Source organism: Aureispira sp. CCB-QB1 (genome assembly GCF_000724545.1).
In the GTDB taxonomy this organism is placed as follows: domain Bacteria; phylum Bacteroidota; class Bacteroidia; order Chitinophagales; family Saprospiraceae; genus Aureispira.
Genome location: NZ_JHBV01000041.1, coordinates 212,718 through 227,403, shown reverse-complemented (window position 1 = coordinate 227,403; position 14,686 = coordinate 212,718). Strand labels below are relative to the sequence as shown.

Here is a 14,686-nt window from a genome sequence, read left to right as displayed (position 1 = left end):
AAAGTTCATGTTTAATTAGAGTTTGAACTTCAGTGTAACTAATTTAGGTAGGAGCAGAACAACATTATTGTCGTTCTGCTCTTTTTATAGGCAACTATTCTTACACACTTCTTGGTTTATAAAGCTTACTTTGTGAGATCGCTATCGCTTAGTTTAACTATGCTACTACTACGTGGTTTTAACAGAGTAAGGGGTAAAAGAAAAGCATTTTATATGAAGTTACTGTTCTGCATCGTTTGCGTTTTATTGTTGTATTTTAATAATTCTGTTGCTCAAAAAAATGATTGGGAAAACCCAGAAGTCATTGCAATCAATAAATTAGAACCCCACGCTGATTTCTTCTCGTTTGAACGAAGAAAATTAGCATTACAAGGAGACAAGTCAGGGTCTAAATATTATCAATGTTTGGATGGGCAATGGGCTTTTTATTGGGTGAAAGATGAGCGTAAACGCTTAAAAGATTTTTACAAAATTACCTATGATATTAGTAATTGGGGAACTATTCCAGTACCAGGAAATTGGGAAGTGAATGGTTATGGTGTTCCTATTTATGTTAATCAAGCGTATGCGTTTCAAGCAAAAAATCCACCTCATATTCCAGTAGGTAAAAACGAAATAGGTGCTTATCGACATACTTTTGAACTAGATGCTGCTTGGCTGAAACGAGATGTTATTTTACATTTTGGAGCCGTTAATTCTGCCTTTTACCTTTGGATAAATGGACAAAAAGTAGGCTATTCACAAGGGAGTAAGACCCCCGCAGAATTTGATATTACGGCTTATGTTAGAGAGGGAACAAATACAATTGCACTAGAGGTGTATCGGTATTCAGATGGGAGTTATTTACAATGTCAAGATTTTTGGCGAGTGAGTGGTATAGAGCGTTCTGTGTATGTTTATGCTGCTCCAAAAGAAAGAATAATAGACTTCGAGGTACAAGCAAGTTTGGTTCAAAACTACGAACAAGGGCAGTTAAAGACTCAGGTTATTTTACAAGGTAATTCGGAGCTTAATTTGCAGTTAGAATTGTTAGAAAACAATAAGACTATTCTGAAAAAAATAAAACGGGTGCAACTACCAAACGAGGCTATCGTTTATTTTTCTGACCTGTTGCCTACAATAAAACCTTGGACTGCCGAAACACCTAATTTATACACCCTTGTATTGACATTATTAGATAAAGATGGCGTTCAATTAGAAACGGTTAGTTGCAAAACAGGTTTTCGTACCTCGGAAATCAAAAATGGGCAATTATTGGTGAATGGAAAGTACGTTTATTTAAAAGGAGTGAATTTACACGAACACGATCCTAAAACTGCTCATGTTGTAACAGAGGCTTTGTTACAGAAAGATTTGGAGTTAATGAAAGCAAATAATATCAATGCTATTCGAACCTCTCATTATCCTCAACCCGAACGATTTTATGAATTGTGTGATGCTATGGGATTTTATGTGGTGGATGAAGCCAATATCGAATCACATGGAATGGGCTATGGTCCTGCCTCTTTGGCAAAACGCCCGAAGTGGAAATTGGCGCATTGGGATCGGATAAGAAGAATGGTTGAGCGAGATAAAAATCATCCATCCATTATTATTTGGTCTCTGGGAAATGAAGCAGGGAATGGAACCAACTTTTTGTACAGTTATGATTGGTTAAAAAAACGAGATACTACTCGCCCCGTACAATACGAACAAGCGCATTTAAATTGGCGAAATTCAGATATTTATGCGCCTATGTATCCTCTATTTGACAAGGTAAAAAAATATGCTCAGTCGGAGTCTCTTAAACCTTTAATTATGTGTGAGTATGCGCATGCAATGGGGAATAGCACAGGAAATTTTCAAGATTGGTGGAACTTAATTGAACAATACGATGCTTTACAAGGCGGATTTATTTGGGATTGGGTCGATCAAGGACTAGAGAAAGTTAGTGCGTCAGGAGAGCGGTATTGGGCATATGGTGGCGATTTTGGTCCTAAAAACATTCCCAGCCTAGGCAACTTTTGTTTGAATGGGATTGTCTTCCCTGATCGAAGCCCGCAACCAGCCTTACAAGAGGTCAAAAAGGTCTATCAATATGCTCAAATCAAAGCAGTAGACTTAAATCAAGGACGAGTTAAAGTTTATAATAATTATGCATTTGTGAATCTTTCTAACTTTGATTTGCACTGGCAATTAAAAACAGAAGGGCGTATTCTCAAAGAAGGGATAATAAAAGCAATAGATGTAAGGGCAGGTGATAGCCTGACAGTTGATTTGGAATATGAGGCGTTGAATAGAACAAAACAAGAAGCTTGTTTTTTGAATATTCAGTTGATTGGAAATAGGTCAACAGCAGTCTCCCAAATAGGGCATATCATGGCTAGAGAACAATTTTTAGTGAATACTCCACCCTTTAACATTTCTATTGATACCATTCCTAATCGTTCTATAGAAGTATTGGCGAATAAAGATAATTTGAGGATAGAAGGGGACGAATTTAGCGTCCGTTTTGATTTGCAGCTAGGCAATATTGTTTCATGGAAAACGAATGGAAAAGAATTGATCAAAAAGGGTTTTGCGCCTAGTTTTTGGCGAGGTATGACGGATAATGATTATGGCAATTTCTTATTATTAAGGGCAGGTAATTGGAAACGTGCTAGCAACCGAGCCAAAGCCAATAAAGCACGCTTAATCTTTGCGAATGCTAAACAAGCTCAAATTGAAGTGGTTTATCGATTGGGTACGAATGGGAAATTGGTGGTGCAGTACGATGTGTATAGCAGTGGTCAAATTATGGTTAGCAGTGAATTGAAACGAGGACTAATTCGATTTGGTGCGTTGCCCAAATTTGGTTTAGCCATGCAATTGCCCAAAGAGTACGATCAATTAAAATGGTTTGGGAGAGGACCTTTTGAAAATTATCAAGATAGGAAATCAGCGGCTTTTGTAGACCTTTACCAAAGTACCGTTGCAGAACAATATGTGCCTTATATTCGCCCACAAGAAAACGCTAACAAAACAGATGTACAATGGCTTTCATTGACCAACAAAGAAGGTGTTGGTTTAAAAGTAACAGCTTTAGAACAGCCTTTTTCTATGTCTGCATTGCATTACTTAACTGAAGATTTCCAATCTGAAGTCCGTGCATTAGGTGGACAAAACGAAAAGAATCGGCATACAATAGACGTTAAGGAACGTGACTTAGTCGCTTTGGAAATTGATTGCGTACAACAAGGTCTTGGGGGCGATGACTCGTGGTGGCAGAAACCACATAAAAAATACCGTTTAACAGAACGTATCTATAGGTATAAATTTGTCATGCAACCAATCAACACGATTAATGATTGGAACCAATAGAAGTTGTCTAGTTCGGTATGATTTTGAGTTCTTGTTGTAATCGCTCATTGAATACCATCAATTAATCTCGACTCAGTTGGAGTAATGTTTTCGCTTCTTGCTCCCTATAGACAAATGTTCTAGTGCACTGATTGGTCCAATAACTGTTGGGGAGTTGGAGTGCTTTTAAATCCGTAAAAGAAGTATAGTTGTAAAGATAGTTGTTGTAAATGCTGGCGTAGATGGTAAAATCTTCCCCAACTTTAAACCATGTAAAACCACAAGCCGCCCCCGAACGAGGAGTAAAAATGATAAGGGTATCGTTTATATTTTCTCCTTTGTAAACCTTGGTGCTCTTTATACTTACTTTTTGAATGATTGCATTATCAAAAAAGGCTGCATTGGGATGCCGTTGCTGATACTCTTTTCGAACCTGCATTCTTTTGTCAGAAGCGACCGTTTCCCACAAAGAAACGTTTTCTATTTGAATGACGGTGCCTGAAAAAATAACTTGCGTCATAAAATAAGCATCCTCGATAGAGGGAATTTCTGCACAGCTACAAGCCAATGAAGCTTTAAAGAAATAGAAACAGGCAATGAATGTTAATAAAGTTCTCATTTTGAAGAGGAGTAATTGTTTTATTAAATGGGAAGCTGTTTGTAAGGTCTTGTCTGTTTTAAACCACTTCTATATTGAGCTAACTTTTTATTAAAATCACCCATCGTAACAGAATCTTTTACGGCTTCTAGATACTCTATTTTGCTAGCTAGAGCATTTAATTCAAAGCACCAATAAATTGTCATCAAAGGATTAATCCAAAGTTCACTTCCTATAGTTCTGGTCGTAGCATGAATATTTCCATAGGCTCCTTGTAGAGCACTTACGATAGAATTGGAGACAATACTAGGAGCTTGGGGCATTTGTTGGTTGGCAAAATGAACGGCCTTCATGTAATGCTGTGCCTCTGGCATTTCTTGTGTGAGCTGAAATAAGCCCAAATAACCACCCTCTTTGGCGAGTGCCGCAACATTTTCTAAGAAGCGAAAGTGAGATACCCCATGAAAATGGTCGATGCCAAAACCAATACTAGCGAGCAATTGAGTTGGAATACCACTTTCTTGAACGGCTGCAATTGTGCACATATCTTCTTGAGGGGTACCCAAGAGTTCTTCGTCTCCGAAGAGTACACTATCCGTGCCTCCATCTACCAAAAGGACGCTATCAATTTGATGTTTCTTTTGTAAGTAGATGTACGCCTCTTTTAGAGGTTGGACTCCCATTCTATCAAAGGCATACAATGCGGGAAACTCCTTTTGTTGGGCTAGCCATTGTTTTAAAAATTTTTCAGGAAAATAATTTCGCCCTGATTGATCTATATCCTTAGCTTCTATTTGATAACATTTGGAGCAGACTTCTTTCGCTGTTGTGTGATCCAGCCATGTAAAAGAAAAATTGGCTAATGTTACGGTTTTGCCTAATTGTTTAAGCGCAAAATAAAGCGGAATGCCAGCGTAAATATCAAAGCCCCCACCAGCACCTGCTAGTAAAATATGTTGGCTATTTTCTAAAGCTTGAAATAAGGGGATTTTAGTTAATGAATGGTTCATGGGTTTTGTTTTATAGTTTATAAATTTGATGAGAAAAATGCGTAAGGTACTGTTCTACGTTGCTTTTCTGAGCAAAAAATCATTGTTAACCAGTTTCCATTATTGTTTTACTTTAAAAGACCAAGTAAATGTAAATCTAGATACTTCTACTTCCTGTCCATTTTTATCTATTTGAGTACCAATAGTTAGTATGCTAACCTCTTGCCCTTCTCCTGTCTCAATGGCTTTTTGAACAGCCGCTATGATTTTATCCCCTTCCTTACAGGTAAATGTAGCAGTGCTGACAGCTTTTTTACCATACGTAGCTTCCATTTTGGTAATCAGCATTGATATTTTACCTCGTCCTTGAAGTGCCAACATAGCCAAGACGCCAGTAGACATTTCAGCGGCTGCCGCTTGTGCCGCAAAATAAGTAGACTTGAATGGATTTTGAGAACGCCAAGAATAGGGAACCGTAACCTTTGCTTCTTGAGGGCTTACAGATTGGACTTTAACACCCATAAAAAATGCAGCGGGAAGTTTGGCAAGCAAAAACAAGCGTTGCAAAACAGGATTACTTAATTGTTTGAGGTATTTTTTGATGTGTGGGTTACTATTGTCAAAAGGGAGTGTTAGATTATTGGTGATTGCCATTGATGATTTTTTATGATATGATGATAATGTCGAATTGACAGCCTTAAAATAAGACAGAATACGATAATTATTATACTCTAAGATGAATTTTATGTAAATTTTAGTGTGTTTTTTATAAAAAGAAACAACCCCGAAAGCAACAATTTTAGTGTATTGATAGTTTATTTTACGACCTTTTTTGTATACTGTGGCGTTCAAACTATATTTTGAGGTCTAAAAAAAAATTGTACTTTTGCATTCTAATAGGATCTTTCGAAGTTAAAAGAGGCGTTTGAATGCGCATAAAAAGGATTTAATAAATATAATTTTTTTGAACGATTACTTAAATCCAACGAATAAACATCTTGGTGAGAATTATGGTTTGAGCTATTTTAGGGATTAATGACAATCAATAAATTACTATTTTTGATAATCTACTAAAACCATGCAATAGGAGCGGACTTGGCTTATTAACTTGCAGACTGTCACCAAATTTTGAAAAAGTAGCAATACTCAAGCTCAATAGTTCGTTGAAACCACGCAGTAGCAGCGAAGCTAACTAAAAGCGCAGCGCTCACGAAGTAAACTTTATTAGTTTGATGATCAATAAATTGTAGATTTATTGCGTTTCGTGTTAAAGCTTTGATCGTCAAGTTGTTGTAGGTGTGTTTTTTTGTCTTTTTGGGTAGAAAAGTAAAAAATCAACGAACTATTATAAGCTAATACAATAGCCGTTTAGAACGCTCGAAACTGCAAGGATAACAAACGACTATATTTATATAACTAGGGAAAAACGGATTTTGCAACATGGCAAAACATTTATTGATAGTGGAGTCTCCCGCTAAAGCGAAGACAATTGAAAAAATTTTAGGAAAAGATTTTACAGTTAAATCTAGTTATGGGCATATCCGTGACTTAATCAAAGACTCGAAAGATAAAAAAGCCATAGAGGTTGACAATTCATACAAACCTAATTATGCAATTTCTACAGGCAAACAAAAAGTAGTTAAAGAGCTCAAAGATTGGGTCAAGAAAGTGGATGAAGTGTGGTTGGCAACGGATGAAGACCGCGAAGGAGAGGCTATTTCTTGGCATCTAGCAAAGGTGTTAAAATTGGACTTGGACTCTACCAAGCGGATTTCGTTTAGAGAAATTACAAAACCTGCTTTGCAAAATGCCATTCAAAACCCTGGTAGAGTAGATATAAATTTAGTCAATGCACAACAAGCAAGACGTGTATTGGATCGTTTGGTCGGGTTTGAGCTGTCGGGGTTGTTGTGGCGCAAGGTTAGAGGGAAATTATCGGCAGGACGTGTGCAGTCTGTTGCTGTGAAATTGGTAGTAGAGCGAGAGCGAGAAATTAATAATTTTACCCCCAAGCCCTTTTTTAAGGTAGTAGCACAATTTGAAGTTCAGGATTCAAAAAATAAAACAGTTCATTTCAAAGCGAACCTAAACAAGAATTTTGATTCTGAAAAAGAAGCACAAGCATTCTTAGAAAAATGTGCGCCTGCTAATTATAAAGTAGGCAATATTGCTGTTAAGCCTGCGTATAGAAAACCTGCTGCTCCATTTACGACATCTACCTTACAACAAGAAGCTAGTCGAAAATTAGGTTTTTCTGTTTCCAGAACAATGTCTGTTGCACAACGCCTGTACGAAGCGGGACACATTACCTATATGCGTACGGATTCTACTACGTTGAGCGAAACAGCCTTGGCGGCTTTGGCAGATACAATTAAGAAATTATACGGTGACAATTATCTAAATACAAAACAATATACCAATAACAAAGCTTCTGCTCAAGAAGCGCATGAGGCAATACGTCCGACTTATGCTGAGAATAGTGCCGTAAACATGGGCAGTGATGAGAATCGTTTGTACGATTTAATCTGGAAACGTACCATTGCGTCTCAGATGGCAAAAGCTCAGTTGCAAAAGACAACAATAGATATTGATATTTCGACGATAAATGACCTAAAATTGGTCGCTACGGGGCAAGTGTTAAAATTTGATGGTTTCTTGAAGGTCTATTTAGAGTCTAAAGAAGAAGACGAGCAAGAAGATGACGATAATACGGACGATAAAATTTTGCCACCAATGACCGTAGGGCAACCATTAATGTTAGAAAAAATGGATGCCATAGAGCGTTTTACTCGCCCCAAACCACATTATACAGAAGCTAGTTTGGTTAAGAAACTAGAGGAATTGGGGATTGGTCGTCCGTCTACTTATGCGCCAACGATTAGCCGAATTATGGACCCTAATAGAGGTTATGTGGTTAAACAGACTAGATTAGGAAAAGATAGAGAATACAAAGTGTTGACGTTGGACGGCAAAAAAACAACGATTGCTACGGCTACTCAGACGGAACATGTGGGATACGAAAAAAATAAATTGTTTGCAAGTGATTTGGGAATGCAAGTAACCGATTTCCTATCAGAACATTTTGCGAACATCATGAAGTATAGCTTTACAGCAGCAATCGAAGATCAACTAGATATTGTCGCAGAAGGAAAAGAGGATTGGGTAAAGATGTTGGATGATATTTACAAACCATTTCACGATCAAGTAGAAGATACGTTGGAAAATGCAGATCGTGTTACAGGGGAACGGATTTTGGGCAAAGATCCCAAAACTGGCTTGTCGGTATTGGTGAGAATTGGTCGATTTGGTCCTATTGCTCAAATTGGTTTGACAGAAGAATTGGGCGAAGAAAAACCTCAATATGCCAATTTAAAAGAAACGCAATCTATAGAAACGATCACCTTTGAAGAAGCGATGGAATTGTTCCAGTTTCCTAAAAACTTGGGAGAATATGAAGGCAAAGAAGTTGTTATAGGAGAGGGGCGTTATGGACCTTTTGTGAAATATGATGGTGCTTTTATTTCTATCCCTAGAACAGAAGATGTACATCAAGTTGGGATGGAACGAGCAATCGAATTGATTAAAGAAAAACAAAAGGCAGATGCTCCAATTGGGTATTATCAAGATAAACCAATAACAAAGGGAGAAGGTCGATTTGGTCCTTTTGTGAAATGGGAGGGGTTGTATTGTTCGATTACCAAAGGCTCAGGCTTTCAGTTAGAAACGATTACAGAAGAAGAAGCGATTGTTCTAGTAAAGGCTAAAATTGAGAAAGAAGCCAATCGTTATATTCACAAATGGGACGAAGAAGGTTTGTCTGTTCAAAATGGTCGTTGGGGACCTTTTATCAAAATTGATAAAGATCGTAAGAGTTATAAGTTGTTGAATAAGAAGGGAGAGAAAATGACTCCTGAAGAAGCGAAAGAAGTTACTTTGGAGTATGTTATTCAATTGGTAGAAGAACAAGGAGGGGTGTTGAAAAAGAAGAAGGCTGCCAAAAAGAAACCTGCGGCAAAGAAAAAAACAACGAAGAAAAAAACAACGGGAACCAAGAAGAAAACGACAACAAAAAAATAGAGATACGGTATAGTAATAGTTTAGCCATGTTGCTATTAATATAGTTTATAAGATACAAAATGATTCAAGGAGCGGATGAGTTACTTGGATCATTTTTTTTTAGTTATATTAGATTTCTATTGACCGATCTTATTGAACTACATAGCATTAAAAGGGAGATGAAACGAACAAAAGAAAATTTTTCGAAGCAGGCGCATTTATACCGAAAATTTAGACCCCAGTACCCTAAAGCTTTGTTGCAAATGTTGGCAGAATTGCCCGAAAATAATGTTTGTTTGTGGGATTGTGGAACAGGGAATGGTCAGGTAGCCGCAGCCTTATCTACTGCTTTTAAAACAGTTCGAGCAACAGACATTAGCACAGAACAAATTAAATACGCTATTCCTAAAGATAATATTCATTATAGCGTACAAGCTGCTGAAAAAACGTCTTTTGATGCCAATCAATTTGATTTGATTACGGTTGCACAAGCAATGCATTGGTTTGATTTTGATGCTTTTTATAAAGAAGTTCAGCGAGTTGCTAAGAAAAATGCCATTCTTGCTATTTGGGGATATGGTTTGTTGCGAATCAGTGAAGAAATTGATGTTCTGATAGATGATTATTATACACAAATTATTGGACCTTATTGGGATGTCGAACGCAAGCATATTGACAATCACTACACTTCCATTCCGTTTCCATTTGAATCGCTCGAAATCAATCGTTCTTATTCAATAGACCTTCAGTGGAAGCTAGATGAATTAGAGGGGTATTTGAACACTTGGTCAAGCTTACAAAAATATTTAAGGGAACATGCAACCAATCCTGTTGACACGGTAATTAAACAAATAGAAGCTTATTGGGGAAAAGAAGAAATAAAAGAAGTTTCTTTTCCTATTTTTTTGAAAATAGGGCGCCTTACTTAAAATTGGTGTATGATTTTAATGAATCGATGTGATAAAGGGTCAATCCCAATGTTTATCTTTGTTAACGTTGAACTACCCTCTTTTATAGCTTGACGGGAAGGACGCTATTATTACCTATTATTTTTAGGGCTATCCGTGCATTTTTTTTAGCTTTGAGCAATTGAATTGATTCGCAATAAATCCAAGATCAAACAACCTTTATGGAAGCATTATACCAACATTATTTGAACCATCCTTTTGTGTTTATTGATACACGCAAAGAGTTGTCTAATGGCATTTTTGTAGCTGTGGGACAAAAAGATACTCGTGGTGTACATCGAGGAAATCAATTTGCAGAATTGGCAATTAATAGCGGAAAAGCAGCTTATGCCATTATTAATGATCCTGAACTAAAAGAAAAACATGAATTGGACCAACGGTATATTTTGGTAGAGGATGGTGAAGTGACATTACAGGACTTGGCGCGGTATCATCGACAGCAGTTAAAATGCCCTATTTTAGCCATTGCTGGTTCTAATGGTAAAACAACAATCAAAGAATTGTTGCATCGTGTTTTGGGACAGCAGTACAAAACTTTTTCTACACAAGGGAATTTGAACAATCATTTGGGAGTGCCGTTGAGTTTGCTTTCTATTGATGCAACTTATGAGATGGCAATTTTGGAAATAGGTGCCAATCATTTGAAAGAAACATTGTTTTTGGCAAAATTGATGGCACCAGATTATGGTTTGGTTACTAATTGTGGGAAAGATCATTTGGGAGAATATGGTTCTATTGAAAATATTATCAATGCTAATAAAGAGCTATACGATGTTTTAGCAGCAACGAATAAGACGGCTTTTGTTTGTAAAAATGATGCTTTATTAGTAGATATATCTAAGGAAGTCGCTCAACGAGTTTTTTATGGAAATGGGTGTACGGTGGATGGAACCATTACTGATACGCCATTTTTGAAATTGGTGTTGTCGATAAATCAAACTCAATGGGACGTGCAAACGAACTTATTTGGTCGATTTTGGTTGGATGCCTTACTTGGCGCAGCGGCTGTAGGGCATTATTTCAATATAGAAGGGGTGGCAATAAAAGAAGGTTTGGAAAGTTATCAACCTGCGGCACTGCGTTCTCAGCAGATTAGTTGGAACGAAAACAAAGTCTTGTTGGATTGTTATAATGCTAATCCTAGTAGCATGGAAGTATTTCTAGATGAAATCCATCAAAGTAATCTGCAAGAGGCTAAAATACTAATTTTAGGCGAAATGCTAGAACTGGGAGCGTATAGCAAGGACGAACACCAGCAACTTGTGAATCGCATTGACTATGCTCAATTTGAAAAGGTCTTGTTGGTTGGTGAGTCATTTGCCAATATTCACCTTCCAAAGTTAGGTAACATTCAACATTTTGAGACTAGGGTAACTGCAAAGGCATTTATTGCTGCTCAAAATTATCAACAAAGGTACTTTTTTGTCAAAGGCTCAAGAGGAAATCGTTTAGAAAACTTGTTTGTATAAATCTTTAGCAAGGTGCTAGGAATGAGATAAATTCTCTTGAGTAGATTGATGCAAGGCAACAGCACTTCCTATATTAATTAATTTCAAACTCAATCGGAAGAGGACAAAAATCTGAGAGATTGCAAAAGAAAGCCAAATGGCATTTTCAGAATTGAACTCAATCTGAGTCGAAATCCAATAATTAATAAAGACCATTACAAACCATATTCCCAAATTCAGTAGATAGAGACCATAGGTTTGTTTTAGATGTTTAATTATGAATTTCAATGCTGGCCAGAGGGATTGAAAAATCCATGTTTTATCTTGATCTACCAAAAATATTTTAGCATAATCTTGCCACATAAAAAAGAAAGCGGCGACTAAGATATAAATGGGAGCAATAATTTTGAAATTAAACGCTATGGTTCCTTCATTTTCTAAAGTAAAGGGAGATAAGCCATTAGACGAAGTATAAAATACAAAGGCAAAAAGTGCAAAAACAAAGCTATGTATTAGCAAAAAATAAAAGGTCAGTCGTAAACATCGCCAGAAAAACTCGGCGCTTTGTCCCCAAAAAATACTTCGATTATAGGTCTGTGGTTGCTGAATAAATGTTGCGAAAATACCACCTGTAACAAATATAAATAGGAGTAGGTAGAGTATTAAGATGACAATAGATTGATCAATGATAGGTAGAAAACCATCGCCATGTGCGTTTTTAAAGTCATTTAAGAATGTATAATCAAAGCCTTTTACTAGGTCAGTAATCATCATTGAATGCCCAACAGTAGACTCAAGTAAACTTTTGAGCGGGTATGCAACAAATGCAGCCAGTAGAAAAGTTAGTAAATACAAGAAAAAAATCATTGGCTTGTATTGCCAAGTTCGCTTGATTCCTTGTTGCAATGCTTGGAGTAAATTCATAGTATTAAAGTAATATAACGTACAATCTATATTTAAATGAGAGCACTTGCTGTAACCATAGCCCCTTGCATCCAAGTTAAAAAAGACGTAAAATAACGAGTAATTCCAGCTGATTGTGGTTCTACAACATAACTATTATTGATAAGGTTTTTGTCTAATGGAATTTTTAAAGCTGGGTCAATTTCCACGGCAACAATTTTTCGATTGCCAATATAAGTAAAGTCGTGGCTCCTTGCTTTTCCATCCCATCGTTCAAGTACCACATCACCATTGTCAAATGTAATTTTAACATCTTGAGGTAACCACAATTCCCCCAAGCGATACAAGACTACTTTTGCTTCATAAGTTTTAGAGGTCTTGTTGGTAGGAACGAGGGCTTGAGTTGTATTATCAAAGTACCCCAATGGCTCAACGACTTCTTTGTTTGTAATAGAATGGACACTATAATCACATACTTCTGTTCCATAAATTACCTGATCTAAAAACCAATTCATATCGGTTCCAAAAAGATCTCCGTGATGTTGCGGAACAATTTCATTCACAATATCTATAAAATCGAATCGGCAGGGATGTTTGAATTTCCAACGTTTAAAGTAAGTTTTGATAATATCTTGCATACATGCCTCGCCAACCATTCCTTCTAGGGTTTTTAGCCAAACCGCTGCCTTGCCATATACAATTTCTCGATGTCCGCCATGTTTAAACAGCCATCCAAATTGACTCATTGGACCAATTTTAATATTGTCCGCATTAAAAAAGCGCCCCCTACGGTATTCTTCCGATCCTACATTGATGTTCATATAATCCCAATAAAAAACACCTTTGGGGTAATATTTATCCATCATTTTTGCTTCAAAAAACGCTGTAAAACCTTCGTCCATCCATGCCTCTTCCTGTTCGTTGGTAGAAAGCATTTGCATGAAATACTGATGCGTTAACTCGTGCATGGTCAAGGTTTCGGTAGTTCGAATGTTGGGCGGCAAAATACATAAAGTTGGCGCAGTAAATAGCGTAGGGTATTCCATAGCGCCTGAAAATAATCCATAATAAGGAGGGCTAACAATGGTAAGGGTTGGGTAAGGATATTTTTCGAGGTAGGCTTCAAAAAAATCAAGGGTGTATTTGGCTGCCGTTAAAAAACGTTCTTTGTTGCAAATGTGTTCTGGCATAATTAGCAACTTGATTTTTACCCCTTTCCATGTTTCTTCTATAATTGTAAAGTGTGGACTAGCAGTCCAAGTAAAATCAATGACATCTTCTGCCAAATAAGTATATGTTTTTAGAGGGCGTTGGAGACTTAGTTTATTGGGAGTAGGTTTTTCTTCTACTAAAAAACCACTGGCACCGACCACAAAGTTGTCAGGAACGGTCAGATTTACCTTGTAGACTCCAAATTCACCAAAGTACTCGGTGTTGGCGTGGTACTGATGGCAGTTCCATTGTCCTGTTTTGGCAAAACGGCTGCCAGCAGGCTCGTAAACTCCTAATTTGGGGTACCATTGCGCCATGAAGAAGTAATCTCTATTATAACCCGTTCGGATGGATGTCTTAGGAATTTGAGAAGTCCATTTCATCTGGATACCGTAGGTTTGATGTGGGAGAATAGGTTCTTTTAAACGTAAGATTAAAACAGTATGATCCTGTTCATTTTGATCGTCTACAGCAACAAAATGAAGGCTGTCTGATAAAATATTTCCTTGTTGGTCAATTACTTCATCAACTTTTATCCAACTCCAAATGCCGTTTTCGATGTCTTCCTGACTCTTGGTGCCCAAGATACTATTTGCTTCTAAGGCAAAGGTGCTTTTATTATTTTTAAACGCATTGTAGTACATATGGAAAGGCATCGTCCAAATGGTGTCTGACGATGGATTCTTGAAGGTTAGGTATTGGCTAGCATGCACTTGCTTTTTTTCGACATCTAAAGTTAAGTCAATTTCGTAGTTGGCTGTTCTAAGAGAAAGTGGGGTTGCTAATTTGGAGTCTTGAGTGGAAGCTCCAAGTCCTAAACATAGTAAAAGTACGAGGAGTGGTTTATAAAAATTCATAGTATAGTCCTTTTGATCATAACAACAAACATACTAATAACAAGTTTAAAATAGAATAAAGAACCAATGTTTTCGACAGACTATTTGTTGATTGTGGATAGTATATAGCCACTGGTCGATATTGTGGTTGTAAATCAAGTGTATTCTCATAAAAAAAACTTAGTTTTGCTAGAAACAATAAGAAGTTTTGTGATGCAAAAAAATAGAGAAGAATAAGAAGCAAGCGTTTTGCTTGAATACTTTTCGCTAAAATTGCATTATAATATCTTAAGTAAGTGGGCAGAAAAAAATATAGCTAAAAAATAGACTTATTTTTATATGATTTTTTCTGAACGAT

9 protein-coding genes are annotated in these 14,686 nt (G+C 36.9%); 4 read left to right on the top strand and 5 right to left on the bottom strand.

The window, feature by feature from the left end:
• Positions 1-213 precede the first annotated feature (213 nt).
• On the top strand, positions 214-3,339 hold the full coding sequence (locus tag CG11_RS21400; protein WP_063833167.1) for a glycoside hydrolase family 2 TIM barrel-domain containing protein: 3,126 nt from the start codon (positions 214-216) through the stop codon (positions 3,337-3,339).
• A 61-nt stretch (positions 3,340-3,400) separates the two neighbouring features.
• On the opposite strand, the gene CG11_RS21395 is transcribed toward CG11_RS21400, so the two are convergent.
• The 3 genes from CG11_RS21395 to CG11_RS21385 form a co-directional block, all read right to left on the bottom strand.
• Positions 3,401-3,937, bottom strand: a complete 537-nt coding sequence (locus CG11_RS21395; RefSeq protein ID WP_052598887.1) for a hypothetical protein — start codon at positions 3,935-3,937, stop codon at positions 3,401-3,403.
• Between the two features lie 23 nt (positions 3,938-3,960).
• Complete coding sequence (locus tag CG11_RS21390; protein ID WP_052598886.1) at positions 3,961-4,926, bottom strand: DUF1152 domain-containing protein; 966 nt, start codon at positions 4,924-4,926, stop codon at positions 3,961-3,963.
• Between the two features lie 99 nt (positions 4,927-5,025).
• A complete protein-coding gene (locus CG11_RS21385) occupies positions 5,026-5,559 on the bottom strand; it encodes a DUF4442 domain-containing protein (protein ID WP_052598885.1) in 534 nt (177 codons plus the stop codon).
• A 786-nt stretch (positions 5,560-6,345) separates the two neighbouring features.
• On the opposite strand from CG11_RS21385, the gene topA reads away from it, so the two are divergent.
• The 3 genes from topA (at position 6,346) to murF (ending at position 11,398) form a co-directional block, all read left to right on the top strand.
• Complete coding sequence (gene topA / locus CG11_RS21380; RefSeq protein WP_052598884.1) at positions 6,346-8,982, top strand: type I DNA topoisomerase; 2,637 nt, start codon at positions 6,346-6,348, stop codon at positions 8,980-8,982.
• A gap of 158 nt (positions 8,983-9,140) precedes the next feature.
• Positions 9,141-9,890: a class I SAM-dependent methyltransferase gene (locus CG11_RS21375; protein WP_052599049.1), complete on the top strand. Its 750-nt coding sequence runs from the start codon at positions 9,141-9,143 to the stop codon at positions 9,888-9,890.
• 200 nt (positions 9,891-10,090) lie between these two features.
• On the top strand, positions 10,091-11,398 hold the full coding sequence (gene murF / locus CG11_RS21370) for a UDP-N-acetylmuramoyl-tripeptide--D-alanyl-D-alanine ligase (RefSeq protein WP_052598883.1): 1,308 nt from the start codon (positions 10,091-10,093) through the stop codon (positions 11,396-11,398).
• Between the two features lie 15 nt (positions 11,399-11,413).
• On the opposite strand, the gene CG11_RS21365 is transcribed toward murF, so the two are convergent.
• Together CG11_RS21365 and CG11_RS21360 are read right to left on the bottom strand one after the other, a co-directional pair.
• Positions 11,414-12,301, bottom strand: a complete 888-nt coding sequence (locus tag CG11_RS21365) for a hypothetical protein (protein WP_052598882.1) — start codon at positions 12,299-12,301, stop codon at positions 11,414-11,416.
• Positions 12,302-12,333: 32 nt separating this feature from the next.
• Entirely contained in the window at positions 12,334-14,349 is a 2,016-nt protein-coding gene (locus tag CG11_RS21360) for a M1 family metallopeptidase (RefSeq protein ID WP_052598881.1), read from the bottom strand.
• Positions 14,350-14,686 lie beyond the last annotated feature (337 nt).